The organism is Amycolatopsis rhabdoformis (assembly GCF_035918295.1).
GTDB classification, from domain to species: domain Bacteria; phylum Actinomycetota; class Actinomycetes; order Mycobacteriales; family Pseudonocardiaceae; genus Amycolatopsis; species Amycolatopsis rhabdoformis.
In genome coordinates, this window is sequence record NZ_CP142149.1 from 3,146,861 (window position 1) to 3,164,663 (window position 17,803).

Here is a 17,803-nt window from a genome sequence, read left to right on the forward strand (position 1 = left end):
GTGGTCGAGGCCGACCGGGTCAGCCGCTGTACATCAGCGAAATCTCGTCCTGGAACTGCTCTTCGATCACGTGGCGACGCAGCCGCAGCGACGCCGTCAACTGTCCCTTCGCGACGGAGAAGTCCTCCGGCAGCACGGTGAACCGGCGGATCGACTCCGCGCGCGACACCAGCTCGTTGGCCGAGTCCACCGCCGTGGCGATCTCCCGCAGCAGGCGGGGATCGGCCGTGGGCTCGCCCTCGGACGAGTCGTGCGTCTCGCGCCAGCCCGCCAGCGCGGGCGGGTCGAGCGTGATCAGCGCGGTGACGAAGGGGCGAGCCTCCCCCACCAGCAGGCAGTTGCTCACCAGCGGATGCAGGCGCACGCGGCCCTCGAGCGGCGCGGGCACCACGTTCTTGCCCCCGCTCGTCACGATGAGCTCCTTGCGCCGGCCGGTGAGGTGCAGGTATCCGTCGTCGTCGAGCAGGCCCACGTCACCCGACGCGAGCCACGGCGCGGGCGCCCCCGCCCGGTCCGGCCAGTACCCGGGGAACACCTGGTCACCGCGCACGAGGATCTCACCGTCGTCGGAGATCGCGACCGTGGTGCCCGGCACCGGCCGCCCCACGGCGTGCGGCCGGTTCGCGCCCGGCGCGCTCATGCTGACCGTGGACGACGCCTCGGTGAGCCCGTACGCGCCGAGCACCTCCACGCCGAGGCCGGCGAAGAAGTCCGCGGTGGACGGTTCCAACGAAGCCCCGCCGGCGATCACGTACTCCAGCCGGCCACCGAGCAGCCCGCGCAGCTTCTCGCGCGCCGCGGCGAACTCCGGCGGCGTGTCATGGTCGGACCCACCCCCGTGCCGCCGCGCGTGCCCGAGCGCCACCGCGGCCGCGTCCACCGCCGCGAACCCGTCCTCGCCGACCACCGTGCGCGCCACCTTCCGGATCTTCTCCAGCAGGTAGGGCACGCCCACCAGAAAGCTCGGCCGGAACGACGGCAGCGCGCCCAGCAGCTCGGCCGGCGTGGCGACCAGGCCGGTGCGCACCCCGCCCCACACACAGCCGAACTGCGTCACGCGGCCGTAGACGTGCGCCAGCGGCAGGAACAACACCGTCGACGCCGGCTCGCCGGTGGTGGGACGGAAGACCTCGTGCAGCAGCTCGACGACGTTGGCCGCGGCCGCCAGCACGTTGCGGTGGGTCAGCAGACAGCCCTTCGGCAGTCCGGTGGTGCCGCTCGTGTAGACGATGGTCGCGAGGTCGTCGGCGCGCACGGCCGCGCGGCGGGCCTCGGCGTCCTCGTCGGTGATCGCGAGTCCGCTCCGCGCGAGCTCCTCGAGCGATCCGAGCAGCCAGCACCGCGCATGCACGTCGCCGGCGACCTCCGCGATCAGCGCCGCCTGCTCCGCCGTCTCCGCGAAACACGCGCTGGGCCGCGAATCGGCCACGAGGTGGCGGATCTGCTCGGCCGACGACGTCGGGTACACCGGCACCGTCACGGCCCCGACGCTCAGCACAGCGAAGTCGGCGACCGACCACTCGTAGCTGGTCCGGCCGAGCACCAGCACCCGGTCGCCGGGCCGGATTCCCGCCGCCAGCAAGCCCTTCGCGGCTGCACGCACTGCCGCGGCGAACTCCGCATACGTGATGTCCTGCCACGCGCCCGCGAACTGGCGGCCGAACACGACGTCGTCGGGGACCCGCGCCGCCTTCTCGAAGACCACGTCGGCGAGGCCTTCGTCGTCGGCCGGCTTCACCAACGGCGGGACGGTGTACTCGCGCACGGTTTCCTCCCGGGTCACAGTGATTCCACGAACGTGGTGTCGTGCTCGGCCGCCCGGAACCGCGGGTGGTCGAGCACGTCGCGCAGAAAGGGAGCCGTGGTGGCCACGCCGGCGCCGCGCACGTCGACCTCGCCCAGCGCGCGCCGCATCCGCGCGATCGCCGCGTCGCGGTCCGGCGCCCACACGATCACCTTGGCCAGCAGCGAGTCGTACACCGCGGGCACGCGATAACCCGGGAACGCGTGCGTGTCCACGCGGGTGAACGGGCCCGCCGGCAGCCGGCACTCGTCGAGCACCCCGGGCGCCGGCGCGAAATCCCGGTCCGGGTCCTCGGCGTTCACGCGGCATTCCAGCGCCACGCCAGTCGTGCGGACGTCGGCCTGGGTGTAGCCGAGCGGCTCACCGGAGGCGATCCGCAGCTGCTCACGCACCAGATCGAGCCCGGTCACCGCCTCCGTGACGGGGTGCTCGACCTGCAGCCGGCAGTTCACCTCCATGAAGGAAAACCGCTGCTCGGCGTCGACCAGGAACTCGAAGGTCCCCGCCCCGACGTAACCCGACGCTTCCGCACCGCGCACCGCGGCCGCACCCATTTCCTCGAGCAGCGCGGCCGGCAGCAGCGGCGCCGGCGACTCCTCCACGAGCTTCTGGTGCCGGCGCTGCAGCGAACAGTCGCGCGCACCGAGGTGCACGACGTTGCCGTGCTGGTCGGCCAGCACCTGGATCTCCACGTGCCGCGCCGAAGGCAGGTACCGCTCGACGTAGAGCCGCCCGTCACCGAACACCGCCTGTGCCGTGGCCCGCGTGCGGGCCCAGGCGCGAGTGAACTCGGCCGCCCACCACACCACCGCCATCCCGCGTCCGCCGCCACCGGCCACGGCCTTCACGATCACCGGGAACCCGATCTCGTTCGCCAGCGCCGCGGCTTCGGCCGGTTCGAGCGGGTCACGGCTGCCCGGCAGCAACGGCAGCCCGACGCCCGCCATCAACGACCGCGCGCTGGACTTGTCCCCCAGCCGCGCCATCACCTTGGCCGGCGGGCCGACGAAGATGAGGCCGTCCGCCTCGCACACCTCGGCGAAGTCCGCGTTCTCCGACAGGAACCCGTAACCGGGGTGGATCGCCTCGACGCCCCGCGTGCGGGCGGCCTCGATCACCGCCGGGATGTTCAGGTAGCTGTCCTTGGCCGCGGGCGGGCCGATCTGCACCGCCTCGTCAGCCAGCCGCACCGCGGCCGAGTCGCGGTCGGCGCTCGAGTGCACCACGACCGAGCGGATCCCGAGCTCGGTACACGTCCGGATCACCCGCACCGCGATCTCGCCGCGGTTGGCGATCAGCAGCGACCGGATCACGACGCCGGGTCCAGCACCAGCAACGGCTGCCCGTGCTCGACCGCCGTGCCGTCCTCGACCACGAACTCGGCGATCCGGCCCGCGCGGTCGGCCTCGACCGGGATCATCAGCTTCATCGCCTCGATGATCCCGATCTGCGTACCGACGGCGATCGGGTCGCCCACGCTCACGAACGGCTTCGCCCCGGGCTCCGGCGCCCGGTAGAACGTGCCGACGGTCGCCGCGCACACGGTCGGCCCGGTGGCCGGCACTTCGACAGCCGTCGCTTCCGCGGCAGGTACCGCGGCGGGCACCAGGGCCGGCTCCGGCACCACCGGCGGACGAGCCTCGCCCGGCACCACCGCCGTGATCGACGGCCACTCCACCTCCACGGCCACGCCGTGCGCGCTCAGCCGCACCGCACCGGGGTGGCGCGCCGACTCGGCGCACAGCACCAGCACCTGCTCGCGCAGCGCCGTCACCACCTGGTCCACCTCGTGAGGCGCGGGGGGATTCGTGTTCACGGTCGTCATCGCGCCTTCTCCGAGTTGTCGGTACGTGGTTCGCCGGCGAGGTCGTCGAGCAGCACCGCGCCTTCGGCGCCGAAAGCCCGGAACCGCGCCCGGCGGCGGGTCACGAGGTTCATCTGGTCCAGGGGCACGAGTTTCGCCAGCGTCTCGGCCAGCGCCGCGCGCATCGCGGCCGCCACCTGCACGTGGTCGGCCCCGGCGCCGCCTTCGGGCTCCGGGATCACCCCGTCGACCACGCCCTGGCTCAGCAGCGAGCGCGCGTCCACGCGCAGCGACTCGGCCGCCCGCGGCGCCGCCGCCGGGTCTTTCCAGAGGATCGCGGCGCACCCTTCGGCGCTGATCACGGAGTACACGGCGTTCTCGCACATCAGCACCTGGTCGGCGAACGCGAGCGCGAGCGCCCCGCCGCTGCCGCCCTCGCCGGTCACCACGGCGATCACCGGCACCGGCAGGCCGGCCATCAGCTTCAGGTTCTCCGAGATCGCCACCGACTGACCGCGCTGCTCGGCTTCGACGCCGGGGTAGGCGCCGGCCGTGTCGATCAGGGTCACCACGGGCAGGCCGAGCTTCGCGGCCAGCCGCATCACGCGCGCGGCTTTGCGGTACCCGGCCGGGCTCGGCATGCCGTAGTTTCGCCGGGCCAGCTCGTCGCCGGTGTGGCCCTTCTGGGTGCCGATCAGCGCGATCGGCCGGCCCTCGAATCGGCCGAGACCGGCGACCAGCGCCGGGCAGTCCTCCGACATCCGATCGCCGTGCAGCTCGTGGAAGTCTTCGAGCAGCAGGGCCGCGTAGTCCAGCGTGGTCGGCCGGTCGAGCTTGCGGGCGGCGCGCACGCACTCCCACGCCGAACGCTCCGGCAGCAGCTCGGGATCCGTGATCAGAGCGTCGGCGCTGCTCTCGCGCCGGGCGGACACCGGGTCCGGCCGGCGCGTGGCGATGGCCAGCACCCGGCCCAGCGCGGCCCGCAGCGCGGCACGCGGACGGATCATGTCGACGATCCCGTGCTCCAGCAGGAACTCGGCGGTCTGGAAGCCGTCGGGCAGGGTCTGCTTGATCGTCTGCTCGATCACCCGCGGCCCGGCGAACCCGAGCCGCGCGCCGGGTTCGGCGATGATCAGGTCGGTGGAGGTGGCGAACGACGCGGCGACCCCGCCGAAGGTCGGGTCGGTGATCAGCGAGACGGTGAGGATTCCGGCCTCGTCGAGCTGGCCCAGCGCCTGGCTGGTCTTCGCCATCTGCATCAGCGACAGCACGCCTTCCTGCATGCGCGCCCCGCCCGAAGCGGTGATCAGCAGCAGCGGCGTGCGCTCGGCGAGCGCGATCTCGCCGGCGCCGGTGATCGCTTCACCGACGGCCGAACCGAGGCTGCCGCCGAGGAAGCGGAAGTCCATCGCCGCCACGACCACCGGGTTGCCGTCGATCTTCCCGCGAGCGCAGAGCACCGCTTCGGTGAGCCCGGTGCGGGTGCGCGCGTCCACGAGCCGCTCGGCGTACGGGCGGGTGTCGGCGAAGTCCAGCGGATCGCTGCCCGACACCACCAGCTCCAGCGGCCGCGACGAGCCCGCGTCGAGCAGGGCCTCGAGGCGTTCGGCCGCCGTGAGCGGGGCGTGGTGGCCGCATTCCGGACACACGCGCCCGGCACGGGCGAACCTCTTGCCGTACACCATTTTCCCGCAACCTCCGCACACGAGCCACGACGGCGCGTCGTTCTCCCGGGTCACCGTCATCGCGATTCCTCCCCCAGCGGCACCGGGACATAGGTCGTGCACCCGGCCGGCAGGCGGACACCAGTGGCGCGCAGCTGGCTCACGCGGGCCGCGAACGCGGCGCCGCGCATGAGGTGGACGGCGAGCTCGGCGACGTGACGGTGGCCCGGCGCGGCGAGGTAGGTCCCGCCCACCCACTCGTTGAACGCGCCCATCGCCGGCCCGCACCAGATCTGGTAGTCGGCGGCGCGCTCGGGCGTCGCCGCCATGCTCCAGCCCGAGGACCGGCCGAGGTACCAGCGGAAGACCAGCGCCATCCGCCGTTTCGGGTTGCCCTCGGCCCGCGCGATCTGCTCCGGGTCGCGCGCGCTGAAATAGCGCACGCAGTCGTGCCACACCTCGTCGAACGAACGCTGGAACACCCGCTGCTCCAGCTCCGCGCGCTCGGCCGCCGGGATCGCGTCGAGGCCGGAGCACGAGCGGTAGGTGTCGTACAGCCGCTTCGCGCGGCCCGGGAACATGGTGCCGCGCTTGAGCACCTGCACGTCGACCCCGAGCTCGAACATGTCCGACGACGGCGCCATCTCCGTGTCGGCCACCCCGGCCGAGCAGAGCAGGCGCTTCACCGCGTCGGACTGGTCGGCCTCGAGCGAGGCCTGGTTGATCGAGCCGGTGACCACGTACGAGGCGCCCATCGCGAACGCCGCCGACGCCGCGGCCGGTGTGCCGATGCCCCCCGCCGCGCCGATGCGGACCGGCGTCGCGAAGCCGTGCTCGCGCTGCGTGCGGTCGCGCAGGGCGACCAGCGCGGGCAGGAGCACGACCAGCGGCCGGCGGTCGGTGTGGCCACCGGAGTCGGCCTCGGCGGTGATGTCGTCGGCCATCGGGACCGACGCCGCCGACTCGGCCTGCTCCGCCGTGATGTCCCCCGCCGTGCGCAGGGCGCGCAGGATTTCTCCGGGCGCGGGGCGCAGGAACTTCTCGGCGACCTCGGCGCGTGAGACCTTCGCGATCACGCGGTTGCGGGCCACGATCGTGCCGCCGGCGTCGCGCTCGAGCCCGGCGGCCCGGTAGCGCACCACCTGCGGGGTCAGGTCCAGGAACGCCGACGCTTCGACACACCGGACCTCGTGGCGCAGGCACGCGTCCACGATCGCCCGCTCCAGCGCGGCTTCACTCGGGCTGTGGATGAGGTTGCAGGCGAACGGGCGGCCCGGCGCCTGCGCCCGGATCGTGCTCAGCGCTTCGTCGAGCTTCGCCGGCAGCACGCCGGCGGCGCCGAACGAGGCCAGGAACCCGGCCCGGGCCAGCGCGGCGACCAACCGGGCCGACGCGATGCCGTTGGCCATCGCCCCGGCGTGGTAGGCGTGGCGCACGCCGTGCGCCTTGCGGAATTCGGGGTCCCCCAGGGATTCCGGCCGCACGGCGGGAGCGGCGGCGAGCACCGTCGCGCGCCGGGCGGCGCCGGGGTCCGCGGTGAGGGCGACGCCATCGGCGTCACGGACCACGAACACCGGAGAATCCACTGTGGACAACAGTCGGTAGATCGATTCTTCGTCCCTGGCCGAGTCCGGCAAGGCAGCTATGCTCACACGGCGATTCTTCGGTCACCACCGCATCCGGTCAACGCGGTGGGGCCGGTTGTCATGACCTGATTGACTTGCGTAATGGCGGGCTGGAAAACGGGCCGACGGCGTCGAGGCATTCGAGAAACGAATTCCGCAGCCGGCCGTCTTCGTCGTCGCGCCAAGCCACGTAAAGGTCCACAGTGGGCACGGGATCGTAGAGCGGAACCGCGACGGTGCGCGCGCCACCCGCGACGGCGCCGGCCAGCATCGCGCGCGAAATGGACGCGAAACCCACGAGCGATTTCGCCGTCACGAGAATTTCCGTGGTGGCCGGGTGGTCGATTTCGTGCACCACGTCGAGCCCGATGCCGGCCTCGTCGGCCGCGCGCACGATGGCGTCGTACATCGCCGGGCACAGGTCGCGTTCGAACAGCACACACGGCTGGCCGGCCAGCTCCGCGAACGGCACGCCGGGGCGCCCGGCCCACTTGTGCTTGTGCCGCACCACGGCCACGAGCGACTGGCGCATCAGGCGCCGGTAGCGGAACTTCGCCGTGGCCGGGCGGCCGTAGACCAGCGCCACGTCGAGTGCGCCGCTCTCCAGGGCCCGCAGCTGCGGCCCGGTGCGCTTCTCCTCCAGCACCACGGCCACCTCGGGGAAGTCGGCCTGCATCTTCTCCATCACCGACGGCAGCACGTGCTGGGCCGCCGGGAAGTTGTAGCCGACGCGGATCGTGCCGGAGCGCCCGGCGGCCGCCTCGCGGGCGGACCGCCGAGCGTGCTCGACCTGGCGCACGAGCTCGCGCGCCTCGACCTCGAACGCCTGCCCGGCGCGGGTCAGGTGCACCTCGTGGGTCGTGCGCGCGACCAGCTCCACGCCGAGGGTGCGCTCGAGCCGTTGCAACTGCTGGCTCAGTGAGGGCTGGGTGAGGTGCAGTTTCTGGGCGGCGCGGCCGAAGTGCAGCTCGTCCGCGATCGCCAGGAACGCCAGCACGTGCCGGTACTCCATCACCACCTCCGCACCCGAGGTGATTCATCTTCGCCCGCCAACACGAACGCGCCGTGAACGGACTTCGAACCCGGTGGCGGCGTGGCGCACCTCACCGAACCGCGGTTCACCCGGCCCGGGTCAGGCGGGCGCTTTGCCGGCGGTGATCCAGGCCGCCACCGCGGGGCCGACGAGGTCGCTGTCCTTGATCCACGACGCGTGCCCGAGGTGCTTCAGTCCCGAGGAAGAGTCGAGGTGCCAGCGAGTGAGGTCCGCCGACGGCAGGCACCGGCACAGGAACCGCACGGTGGTCTCCGGGCCCAGCGGGTCGTTGTCGAGCGAGATCACCAGCAGCGGCAGGGAAAGCTCGCCCAGCAACCGGTCGTAGTCGCGGGAGCTGCCGCGCGGCCGGTACCGGCTCGTGCGCGCGTGCCGCACCCAGTCGGCCATCACACCGCCGGTCATCGGCCCGATCCCGCCGCCGCCGGGCCAGTTGCCGCGCAGCCGGCACACGAGCCCGACCCACTGCGTCGTGGCGAGGATCGACAGGCGTCGCGCCGCGGGGAACGAGCGCCAGTACACCGAGCCGGTGCCGATGGTCGTCACGCTCGCCACGCGGTCCGGCTCGGCCGCGGCGTAGAGCAGGGCCAGCTGCCCGCCGACGCTGTGGCCGAACAAGTGCAGTGGCGCCGCGGGAAACCGGGTCCGCACGGCCGAGACCACGGCCGGCAGGTCGGTCTCGATCAGCTCGCGGTACCCGAAGCCGGGACCCGCGCCGAGCGCCGGAGTGCTCGCGCCCTGCGCGCGCAGGTCCGCGACCACCGCGGAAAGACCCGCGGCGTGCAGTGCCTTCACCAGCGGCAGGTAGAACTTCGCCTTGATCGCCATCGCGGGCAGGATCAGCGCCACCGGCGCGGCCGCGTCCGGGTGCGCGAGCACCCGCAGCGCGAGGCTCGCGCCGTCCGGCGTGGCGACGGTGATCTCCTCGAGCCCGGCGGGAGCCTCGGCGGGCATCACGCCTCCTGCACGAGCGTCACGACGTAGTCGAGCTGGACCTTGCCGACCAGCACACCGGCCTCGTCGAACAGCAGCGCGCGGCCGTCGACGTCCAGGCGCTGCTCACCGACCGACGACAGCACCGTGGCGACGTCGTCGCGGTCGATGGTGCCGATGGCGCGCAGGCGGCCCACCGCCGGCTTGCGGAACGCCACGCGCGAGTCGCGCAGCACGAACGAACCGATGGCCGACAGACGCGTGGCCATGGCACCGACGAACGCGCACGCACCGGCGACGTCGGCCGCGAGGAACTGCGCGCCCGCGTGCACGGTGCCGAGGTGGTTGCCCAGGTGCGGCTCGGCGGGGATCTCCACGACGGCGCGGTTCGGGCCGAGTTCGGCGACCACGACACCTGCGTGCGTGCCGAACGGGATGAGACGGGAGACGATGCGCTGCAGGAGGGCGTAGTCGGGGTTGTCCGGATCGATCGAGGCGAACACGGCTCCGAAGCCCATGGGGGCCTTCAGCTCGGTTGTCATGGCCCCCAGTCCCCCACGGCCCGCGCCGATTCCGGGGCGCCATAACCAAAACCAATCGGCCGAATGCGGACCCGTCTCACCGCGATCAAGGCCCGCGGCGCGTGATTACCTCGGCTCGTGTCCGCAGAAGAACTCACTCCCGCGACGGAGTTCACCGAGTCCGGCGGCGGCGCCCGACCCCGCCGGAAAGTGCTGAGCAGCCCGTACCTGCACCGGCTCCAGCGCCGCCACTTTCTGCTCTTCGACATCCTCCCGATCGTCGGCACCGCGGGGGCGATCGCGTTTCTCGCGGTCCACGCGATCCGGCTCAGCGATCTGATCCTGCTGTTCGTCTTCTGGTTGCTCACCGGTCTCGCGATCACGGTCGGCTACCACCGGCTGTTCACGCACCGCACGTTCAAGGCCACGCGGTCGGTGACCGTGGTGCTCGCCGTGCTCGGTTCGATGGCCGGGCAGGGTTCGGTGATCTCGTGGGTGGCGCTGCACCGGCGCCACCACGAGTGCAGCGACCGCGAAGGCGACCCGCACTCCCCCAATCTCTCCGGCTCCGGGTTCGCGGGCCGGCTCAAGGGCCTCGCGCACTCGCACTTCCTGTGGATGCGCCGCCACGAGTACCCGAACATCGTCCACTACGCGCCCGATCTGCTGAAGAACCAGCCGCTGGTCCGCGTCGCGCGCCTGTACTACTACTGGGTCGTGCTCGGGCTGCTGCTCCCCGGGATCATCGGCGGTCTCGTGACCATGAGCTGGACCGGCGCCGTGAGCGGCCTGCTCTGGGGCGGGCTCGTGCGGATCTTCCTGCTGGAGCACATCGTCTGGGCGATCAACTCCTTCCTGCACATGTTCGGCACCCGCCCGTACGACTCGCGCGAGAACAGCCGCAACGGCGCGGTCTTCGCCCTGATCACCCTCGGCGAGGCCTGGCACAACAACCACCACGCGTTCCCGGACTCCCCGTCGTTCGGCCTCGAGTGGTACCGGCTCGACCCCGGCTTCTGGCTGATCCGGCTGCTCGCCGCGGGCGGCCTGGCCTCCGAGGTCGACGTGCCCTCTTCCGAGCGGCGCGCCGCCAAGCGCCTGCCCGCCACCACCGCCACCACCGCCACCCGAGCGTGAGGAAGACCGAAGTGGACACCAGCGAGGAAGCGATCGTGCGGTTCTGCCGCCGCTACGTGGCCGACCTGCTCGAGATCGAGGTCGACGCCGTGGACCCCGAAGCGGACTTCGACCACCTCGGCATCGACTCCGCGATCGCCGTGGCGCTGCTGACGGAGGTCGAGGAGCACTACGACGTGGACGTGGCGCCCGAGACGCTGTTCGACAACCCGACCCTGCGCGCGGTCGCGGTGTACCTGCGTGAGCAGCTGGCCCGGCGCGTGGCGCCATGACGACCACGGTCCCCACGGCGAGTGCGGCCGCCGGCGCGATCCGGCACCACTACGACGTGGGCGACGAGTTCTTCCGCCTGTGGCTCGACAGTTCGCTCACCTACTCGTGCGCGCTGCGCGAATCCGCCGAGGACTCGCTCGAAGCCGCCCAGGAACACAAGCTCGAGTACCACCTGGACGCGATCGACGCGACGGACGCGGAGACCGTGCTCGACATCGGCTGCGGCTGGGGTTCGCTGCTGCGGCGGCTCACCGGGACCACGCATCGCGTGCGCCGCGCGGTCGGGCTGACGCTGAGCGAACGCCAGGCCGCGTTCGTCGCCGCCCGCGGCTACCCCGGCGTCGAGGTGGTGCTGGAAAGCTGGACCGACTACGAGCCCGACACCCGGTTCGACGGCATCGTCTCGATCGGCGCGTTCGAGCACTTCGCGCGGCCCGGCACCACCGCGGCCCAGAAGATCGCCGTCTACCGCGAGTTCTTCACCCGCTGCCGCGGCTGGCTCACGCCCGCCGGCACGCTGTCGCTGCAGACCATCGCCTACGCCAACATGTCCGCGGCCGACGCCAGCCACTTCATGCAGCAGGAGATCTTCCCCGACGCGGACCTGCCCACGCTCACGGAGATCACCGCCGCGGCCGAGGGCCTGTTCGAGATCCGCTCGATGCACAACGCGCGGCTCGACTACGCGTGGACGTGCGAGCAGTGGGCCCGGCGGCTGCGCGCCCGGCGGGCGGAAGCCGTGGAGCTGGTCGGCGCCGAGGTCGTCGCCCGCTACGAGCGCTACCTCAAGCTGTCGGCACTCGGGTTCCGCATGGGCAAGATCGGCCTGCTGCGGCTCGTGCTCGTCCCCTACCCGACCGGGCACTTCACGCGATGAGCGCGCCGGCCCGGTTCAACCCGCTCGGCGCGGCGTTCCGCGCCGATCCGTACCCGCAGTACCGGCAGCTGCGCGAAACCCGGCCGGTGCACAAGACGCTCGGCATGTGGGTGCTCACCCGCCACGAGGACGTGCAACGCGTGCTGCGCGACCGCTCGTTCAGCGCGGGCCTGATCCCCCGGCTCGTGACGAAACAGGCCGAACGGACGCCGGGGATCGACGTGACCCGGATCGAGCAGCTCGGCCGGAAGTCGCTGGTGTTCACCGACAATCCCGACCACGCCAGGCTGCGCGGCCTGGTGAACCGGGTGTTCACCGCGCCGGCGGTGGCGACGCTGCGCCCGCTCGTGGAGAAGGTGGCCGGCGAGCTGCTGGACCGCACCGCGACCGCCGACGGCTTCGACGCGATCGACGACTTCGCGGCACCGCTGCCCGTGGCCGTGCTCTCGCAGTGGCTCGCGCTGCCCGACGACCTGCGCGCCCAGGTTGGCCGGTGGACCCACGACATCCGGTTCCTGCTCGAACCCGGCCTGATGCGCGGCGACGACTTCACCCACGTGTGCGCGGTCGTCGAGCAGTTCGTGGCAGCGCTGGAAGAAGTGCTGCGCGAACGGCGCGCGCACCCCGGCGACGACCTCGTGAGCCGGCTGCTGGCCACCGAGACCGGCGGCGGCGACCGCCTGGCCGACGAGGAGCTGATCTTCGTCTGCGTGATGTGTTTCGTCGCCGGCAACGAGACCACGAAGTCGTTGATCGGCAACGGACTGGTCGCCCTGGCCCGCCACCCCGAGCAGGCCGCGCTGCTGCGTCGCCGCCCCGAGCTGGTGCGCGCCGCCGTGCAGGAGATGCTGCGCTACGACTGCCCGCTGCAGCTCACCAAACGCCTGGCGACCCGGGACGTCGAGATCGGCGGCGCCACCGTGCGCGAAGGCGATCAGGTGCTGCTGTGCCTGGGCGCGGCCAACCGCGATCCGGAGGTCTTCGCGCGGCCCGAGGAGTTCGACGTGACCCGCGACGCGAAGGGGCACCTCGCGTTCGGGCACGGCATGCACGGCTGTCTCGGCGGCCTGTTGGCCGAGCTGCAGGCCGAGGTCGCCTTCGAGCAGCTCCTGCGCCGGGCCGGGCACTTCACCCCGGACGTCGACGAGATCGAGTACCAGGATCACAGTTTCATCGTCCGCGGTCCCCGGCACCTGCCCTTGTCGCTCGGCGGCGCCCGGTGACCGGCGTCGCGAGCCTGCCGTGGCTGCGGTGGACCGGCACGCCGGCCGACACCCGCTTGATCTGCCTGCCGCACGCCGGGGCCGGCGCCGCGTCGTTCGCGCGCTGGCCCGAGCTGTTCCCGCCGGGCATCGCGCCGGTGCGGGTGCAGCTGCCCGGCCGGGAGGACGCGGCCGGGCGGCCCCCGCTGCGCCGCCTGGCCGACGCCGTGGCCGGGCTGCTGCCGCAGGTGCTGGCACTGGGCGAAGGCCCGCTGGCGTTGTACGGGCACAGCATGGGCGCGCTGCTCGCGTTCGAGCTCGCCCGCGCGCTCGACGACGTCGGCCACCCGCCCGCGCACCTGTTCGTGTCCGGCCGCCGCGCGCCGCACCTGCCCGCGCGCAAGGCGCCGATCCACCGCCTGCCCGACGACGAGTTCGCCGTCGCCCTCACCGACCTCGGCATGGCGACCGCGACGCAGGCCGGCCCGGCGTTCCGGCGCTACGCGTTCCCGCTGATCAAGGCCGACCTCGCGCTGTCGGAGGAGTACGACCACGTGACGCATCCGCGGCTGCGCTGCCCGATCACGGTGTTCGCCGGAACCGAGGACCCGATCGTCGACGCCGATCAGGTCACCGCGTGGCGCGCGATGACCGTCGGCCCGTTCGCCACCCACGCGTTCGGCGGCGGGCACTTCTTCCACCAGCAGCACCGGGCCGCCATCGCGGCGCGGATCACCGAGGCCCTGGAGCGAGCGTGACGCTGCCCGAAATCCTCACCCACCGCGCGGCGACGCAGCCGGACCGGCGGGCCTACGTGTTCGTGAACGAGGACGGCGAGGAAACCGCCGAGCTGACCTACGCCGCGCTGCACCGGCGGGCGCTCGCGGTCGCCGCCGAGCTGTCCCGGCACTGCGCGCCGGGCGACCGCGCCCTGCTGCTGTTCCCGCAATGCCTTGACTTCATCGTGGCGTACTTCGGCTGTCTCTACGCCGGCGTCGTCGCCGTGCCGGTGAACCCGCCGCGGCGCGGGCGCGTGCAGGAAGCCACGGTGAGCATCGTGCGCGACTGCGAGCCGGCGGCCGCGCTCACGCTGTCGAGCCTCGCCGCACTCAAGTCCACTGTGGACGAGCTGTGCGGCGCGCCGGCCTGGATCGCGGTGGACGCGGTGCCGGCCGCGGACTTCACGCCCGTCGAGGTCGGCACCGACACCCTGGCGTTCCTCCAGTACACATCGGGCTCGACGTCGAAGCCCAAGGGCGTGCTGGTGTCGCACGGCAACCTCCTGGCCAACCAGGCGATGATCCGCCACGGCTTCGGCCACGACGCGGACTCGACCGTGGTCGGCTGGGCGCCGTTCTTCCACGACCAGGGCCTGATCGGCAACGTGCTGCAGCCGCTGTACGTCGGCGCCACCGCGATCCTCATGTCTCCCGGCGCGTTCATCCGCCGTCCGGCGCTGTGGCTCGCCACGATCTCCCGCTACCGCGCCCACACCAGCGGCGGCCCGAACTTCGCCTACGACGCGTGTGTCGCCCAGGCGGCGCGCACCGGCGTGCCCGAGGGGCTCGACCTCTCGTCGTGGCAGGTCGCCTTCAACGGTGCCGAGCCGATCCGCCCGCAGACCCTGTGCCGGTTCTCGGAAACGTTCGCACCCGCCGGCTTCCGCGAGTCGGCGTTCCACCCGTGTTACGGCCTGGCCGAAGCCACGCTGATCGTCACCGGCAGCCGCAAGGGCGCGGGCCGGCGCACGCTGTTCGCCGACGTCGACGAGCTGGCCCACGGCCGGCTCACGCCGAGGACCGACGGCCGCGAACTGGCCGGCTCCGGCACGGCGCTGCCGGGCGGCACCGTGCGGATCGTCGATCCGGACACACTCGAACCACGCGCGACCGGCGAGGTCGGCGAGATCTGGGTGGCCGGCGACCACGTGACCCAGGGCTACTGGAAACGGCCCGAGGCCACGGCCGAGACCTTCCCCGAGACGTTCCCGGGGGCCCGGTTCCTGCGCACCGGCGACCTCGGCGTGCTGGCCGGCGACGAGCTGTACGTGGTGGGCCGGCGCAAGGACCTGATCATCATCCGCGGCCGCAACCACTACCCGCACGACCTGGAACACACCACCGAAGCCGCGCACCCCTCGGTGCGGCCCGGCTCGGTCGCCGCGTTCACGGTGCCGGGCGCCGAGCAGGAGAAGCTCGTGGTGGTCGCCGAAATCAAGCGCGACGACCGCCACGACGCCGATCCGGCCGAGGTCGCCGGCGCCATCCGGGCCGCCGTGACCCGCGAGCACGACGTGGCCCTCGGCGCGCTGCTGCTGGTGCGCCAGGGCGAGCTGCCGAAGACCAGCAGCGGCAAGATGATGCGGGCCGCGGCCCGCGACCGTTACCTCACCGAGGGTTTCACCCGGTGGCCGCAGGAGACCGAGAGGACAGCACCCTGATGACCGAACCGAACCCCGACTTCGCGCAGGCCGTACGGGCCGTGGTGCTGAGCATGCCCGCCGCGAAGCACCTGGGCTTCACCTTCGGCCGGATCGAGCGCGGTGAGGTCGAGATCGTGCAGCCGTTCCGCGAGGAGCTCTCGCAGCACAACGGGTTCTTCCAGGGCGGGGTGCTCGGCTCGCTCGCCGACTTCGCCGCCGGCTCGGCCGCGGGCACGCTGCTGCCGGCCGGCTGGGTCAACATGACCGTGGACTACACGGTGAAGCTCGTGGCCCCGGCGCAGGGCGAGAAGGTGCTCGCGCGCGGCCGGGTCGTGAAGGCGGGCCGCACGACCACCGTCGCGGCGGCCGACCTGTTCGCCTGCACCGGCGAGCAGGAGACGCTCTGCGCCACGGCCCTGGTGTCCATGCGCAACATCCCGCTCCCGCAGGGCTGAGCCGTGACCGGCAGCGCGTACGTCTTCGACCTGTTCGCCGACGGGTTCGCCGAGGACCCCTACCCGCACTACGCCGAGCTGCGCGAAGTCGCGCCCGCCCACGAGCACCCGCTCGGGTTCTGGCTGCTTTCCCGCTACGACGACGTGGCCCGCGTGCAGCGCGGCCACTCCGTGGACGAGCAGAACCTCACCGTGCTGCCGGCGTGGAAACGCGATTCGGACAAGCTCGGCAAGGCCAACCGGATGATGGGCGGCCTGTCGCTGCTCGACCGCGACCCGCCGGACCACACGCGGCTGCGCCGGCTCGTCACGAGCGTGTTCACCCGCCGGGCCGTGGAGGCGCTCGAACCGCGGATCACGGAGCTGGTGGACACCGCGCTCGACCGGATGGCCGCGGCGGGACAGGCCGACGTGGTGGCGGAGTTCGCGTTCCCGCTGCCGTTCACGGTGATCTCCGAGCTGCTGGGCATCCCGGCTGTGGAGCACGAGCGGCTGCGGGAGCTCACCGGCACCCTCGCGCTGGGCCTCGAACCGCTGCCGAGCCCCGACCTGCAGGCCCGCACGCGCGAGGCGAGCGCCGAGCTCACCGCGATGATCGCCGACCTCGTCGGCTGGAAGCGGGCCCACGGCGAGGACGACCTGTTCACCGCGCTGCTCGCCGCCGAGGACCACGGCGACGTGCTCAGCGAGGACGAACTGGTCGCGCAGGTCGCGTTCCTCTACGTGGCGGGCCACGAGACCACGGTGAACCTCATCGCCGGCGGGATTCTCGCGCTGCTGCGCCACCCCGAGCAATACGCGCTGCTGCGGCGGAACCCGGAGCTGGCGGGCAACGCCGTCGAAGAGCTGCTGCGCTACGACACGCCGGTGCACCTCATGCGGCGCGTCACCACGGAACCGGTGGCCGTGCGCGGGTCCGTGATCCCGGCCGGCAGCTGGGTCGTCGCGTGCCTGGCCGCGGCCAACCGCGACCCGGAGTTCTGGGGCGCCGACGCCGACGAGCTGCGCCTGGACCGCGAGGGCGCGCACCAGAACGTGTCCTTCGGCGCGGGCGTGCACCACTGCCTCGGCGCGGCGCTGGCGCGGCTCGAAGCCCGCGTCGCCTTCACCCGGTTCGCGCAGCGGTTCGCCGGGCCCCGGCTCGACGGCGTGACCTGGAACGGCCGGATCAACGTCCGCGGCCCGGCCACGCTGCCGGTGACCGCGCGCTAGGAGAGCGAGCGATGCCCACCTTCGAGCGCGACGGCGCCACGATCGCCTACACCGACACCGGTGCGCCCGACCGGCCCGAGGCGCCGGTGCTCGTGTTCGGCCACGGCCTGCTGTTCAGCGGCTGGATGTTCCACCCGCAGATCGCGGCGCTGCGGGCGCGCTACCGGTGCGTGACCCTCGACTGGCGGGGTCAGGGCGCGAGCCCGCCCGCGCCCGGCGGCTACGACCTGGACTCGCTGACCGCCGACGCCGTGGCCCTCATCCGGCAGCTCGGCGTGGGGCCCGTGCACTGGGTCGGGCTGTCGATGGGCGGGTTCGTGGGGCTGCGCCTGGCCGCGCGCCACCCTGAGCTCGTGCGCTCCCTGGTGCTGCTGGACACCAGCGCCGCGGGTGAGGAGCCGGAGAAGACGCGCCGCAACAACCTGCTCGCCCGTGTGCAGCAGCTGGTCGGGATCAAGGCCGTGCTGGGCCGGGTGAAGCCGCTGCTGTTCGGCCCGGCGTTCCTCGCCGACCCGGCCGCGCGGGCCACGCTCGCCGAGTGGACCGCCCAGCTCACCCGGGTGGGGCGCGGCGGCCTGCGCCAGGCCGTGCTCGGCGTGAGCCGCCGCGCGCCGGTGATCGCCGAGCTCGCGGCGATCACCGCGCCGACGCTCGTGGTGGTCGGAGCCGACGACGTCGCGACGCCTCCGGCCGAGTCCGAGTACCTCGCCGCGCACATCACCGGCGCCGAGCTGCACGTGGTGCCCGAGTGCGGCCACACCAGCAGCCTGGAGCAGCCCGCCGTGATCACCGCTCTGCTGGAGAAGTTCCTCGGCTGAGGGCC

17 protein-coding genes are annotated in these 17,803 nt (G+C 72.8%); 9 read left to right on the plus strand and 8 right to left on the minus strand.

What is annotated here, in order from left to right:
* Nucleotides 1-19 precede the first annotated feature (19 nt).
* From VSH64_RS14145 to VSH64_RS14180, 8 genes are all read right to left on the minus strand, one after another.
* Complete coding sequence (locus tag VSH64_RS14145) at nt 20-1,783, minus strand: AMP-dependent synthetase/ligase (RefSeq protein WP_326836040.1); 1,764 nt, start codon at nt 1,781-1,783, stop codon at nt 20-22.
* Nucleotides 1,780-3,117, minus strand: coding sequence for an acetyl-CoA carboxylase biotin carboxylase subunit (locus VSH64_RS14150; protein WP_326836041.1), 1,338 nt, complete (start codon nt 3,115-3,117; stop codon nt 1,780-1,782). The genes VSH64_RS14145 and VSH64_RS14150 overlap by 4 nt, the downstream gene beginning before the upstream one ends.
* Nucleotides 3,114-3,629, minus strand: a complete 516-nt coding sequence (locus VSH64_RS14155) for an acetyl-CoA carboxylase biotin carboxyl carrier protein (protein ID WP_326836042.1) — start codon at nt 3,627-3,629, stop codon at nt 3,114-3,116. Before VSH64_RS14155 ends, VSH64_RS14150 begins: the two co-directional genes overlap by 4 nt.
* The gene (accD, locus tag VSH64_RS14160) at nt 3,626-5,353 is read right to left on the minus strand and encodes an acetyl-CoA carboxylase, carboxyltransferase subunit beta (protein ID WP_326836043.1); all 1,728 of its coding nucleotides are present in this window, start codon (nt 5,351-5,353) and stop codon (nt 3,626-3,628) included. The genes VSH64_RS14155 and accD overlap by 4 nt, the downstream gene beginning before the upstream one ends.
* Complete coding sequence (locus VSH64_RS14165; protein ID WP_326836044.1) at nt 5,350-6,924, minus strand: PfaD family polyunsaturated fatty acid/polyketide biosynthesis protein; 1,575 nt, start codon at nt 6,922-6,924, stop codon at nt 5,350-5,352. Before VSH64_RS14165 ends, accD begins: the two co-directional genes overlap by 4 nt.
* Before the next feature lie 52 nt (nt 6,925-6,976).
* On the minus strand, nt 6,977-7,909 hold the full coding sequence (locus tag VSH64_RS14170; protein ID WP_326836045.1) for a LysR family transcriptional regulator: 933 nt from the start codon (nt 7,907-7,909) through the stop codon (nt 6,977-6,979).
* A 120-nt stretch (nt 7,910-8,029) separates the two neighbouring features.
* On the minus strand, nt 8,030-8,902 hold the full coding sequence (locus VSH64_RS14175; RefSeq protein ID WP_326836046.1) for an alpha/beta hydrolase family protein: 873 nt from the start codon (nt 8,900-8,902) through the stop codon (nt 8,030-8,032).
* Nucleotides 8,902-9,423: a DUF4442 domain-containing protein gene (locus VSH64_RS14180; RefSeq protein WP_326836047.1), complete on the minus strand. Its 522-nt coding sequence runs from the start codon at nt 9,421-9,423 to the stop codon at nt 8,902-8,904. The genes VSH64_RS14175 and VSH64_RS14180 overlap by 1 nt, the downstream gene beginning before the upstream one ends.
* A gap of 117 nt (nt 9,424-9,540) precedes the next feature.
* Between VSH64_RS14180 and VSH64_RS14185 the strand changes: the two genes are divergently transcribed.
* Genes VSH64_RS14185 through VSH64_RS14225 form a run of 9 tightly spaced genes read left to right on the plus strand, consistent with a single transcriptional unit; the run spans nt 9,541 to nt 17,798 of the window.
* Nucleotides 9,541-10,539: an acyl-CoA desaturase gene (locus tag VSH64_RS14185; protein WP_326836048.1), complete on the plus strand. Its 999-nt coding sequence runs from the start codon at nt 9,541-9,543 to the stop codon at nt 10,537-10,539.
* 11 nt (nt 10,540-10,550) lie between these two features.
* Complete coding sequence (locus VSH64_RS14190) at nt 10,551-10,811, plus strand: acyl carrier protein (RefSeq protein ID WP_326836049.1); 261 nt, start codon at nt 10,551-10,553, stop codon at nt 10,809-10,811.
* Nucleotides 10,808-11,689 carry a cyclopropane-fatty-acyl-phospholipid synthase family protein gene (locus tag VSH64_RS14195; protein WP_326836050.1) on the plus strand — a complete coding sequence of 294 codons (882 nt, stop codon included), beginning with the start codon at nt 10,808-10,810 and terminating at the stop codon, nt 11,687-11,689. Before VSH64_RS14190 ends, VSH64_RS14195 begins: the two co-directional genes overlap by 4 nt.
* Nucleotides 11,686-12,912, plus strand: coding sequence for a cytochrome P450 (locus VSH64_RS14200; RefSeq protein WP_326836051.1), 1,227 nt, complete (start codon nt 11,686-11,688; stop codon nt 12,910-12,912). The genes VSH64_RS14195 and VSH64_RS14200 overlap by 4 nt, the downstream gene beginning before the upstream one ends.
* Nucleotides 12,909-13,649: a thioesterase II family protein gene (locus VSH64_RS14205; RefSeq protein WP_326836052.1), complete on the plus strand. Its 741-nt coding sequence runs from the start codon at nt 12,909-12,911 to the stop codon at nt 13,647-13,649. Before VSH64_RS14200 ends, VSH64_RS14205 begins: the two co-directional genes overlap by 4 nt.
* Nucleotides 13,646-15,331: a fatty acyl-AMP ligase gene (locus VSH64_RS14210; protein WP_326836053.1), complete on the plus strand. Its 1,686-nt coding sequence runs from the start codon at nt 13,646-13,648 to the stop codon at nt 15,329-15,331. The genes VSH64_RS14205 and VSH64_RS14210 overlap by 4 nt, the downstream gene beginning before the upstream one ends.
* Nucleotides 15,331-15,768 (plus strand): PaaI family thioesterase, encoded by a 438-nt coding sequence (locus VSH64_RS14215; protein ID WP_326836054.1) that lies wholly within the window; start codon nt 15,331-15,333, stop codon nt 15,766-15,768. The genes VSH64_RS14210 and VSH64_RS14215 overlap by 1 nt, the downstream gene beginning before the upstream one ends.
* A gap of 3 nt (nt 15,769-15,771) precedes the next feature.
* Nucleotides 15,772-16,980, plus strand: a complete 1,209-nt coding sequence (locus VSH64_RS14220; protein ID WP_326836055.1) for a cytochrome P450 — start codon at nt 15,772-15,774, stop codon at nt 16,978-16,980.
* An 11-nt stretch (nt 16,981-16,991) separates the two neighbouring features.
* On the plus strand, nt 16,992-17,798 hold the full coding sequence (locus tag VSH64_RS14225) for an alpha/beta fold hydrolase (RefSeq protein ID WP_326836056.1): 807 nt from the start codon (nt 16,992-16,994) through the stop codon (nt 17,796-17,798).
* The last annotated feature ends 5 nt before the right edge of the window (nt 17,799-17,803 follow it).

Coding starts and splice junctions, on each gene's coding strand:
- VSH64_RS14155 (WP_326836042.1), bottom strand. CDS start 3,629: ATGACGACCGTGAACACGAATCCCCCCGCGCCTCACGAGGTGGACCAG.
- accD (WP_326836043.1), bottom strand. CDS start 5,353: ATGACGGTGACCCGGGAGAACGACGCGCCGTCGTGGCTCGTGTGCGGA.
- VSH64_RS14170 (WP_326836045.1), bottom strand. CDS start 7,909: ATGGAGTACCGGCACGTGCTGGCGTTCCTGGCGATCGCGGACGAGCTG.
- VSH64_RS14175 (WP_326836046.1), bottom strand. CDS start 8,902: ATGCCCGCCGAGGCTCCCGCCGGGCTCGAGGAGATCACCGTCGCCACG.
- VSH64_RS14180 (WP_326836047.1), bottom strand. CDS start 9,423: ATGACAACCGAGCTGAAGGCCCCCATGGGCTTCGGAGCCGTGTTCGCC.
- VSH64_RS14195 (WP_326836050.1), top strand. CDS start 10,808: ATGACGACCACGGTCCCCACGGCGAGTGCGGCCGCCGGCGCGATCCGG.
- VSH64_RS14200 (WP_326836051.1), top strand. CDS start 11,686: ATGAGCGCGCCGGCCCGGTTCAACCCGCTCGGCGCGGCGTTCCGCGCC.
- VSH64_RS14215 (WP_326836054.1), top strand. CDS start 15,331: ATGACCGAACCGAACCCCGACTTCGCGCAGGCCGTACGGGCCGTGGTG.
- VSH64_RS14225 (WP_326836056.1), top strand. CDS start 16,992: ATGCCCACCTTCGAGCGCGACGGCGCCACGATCGCCTACACCGACACC.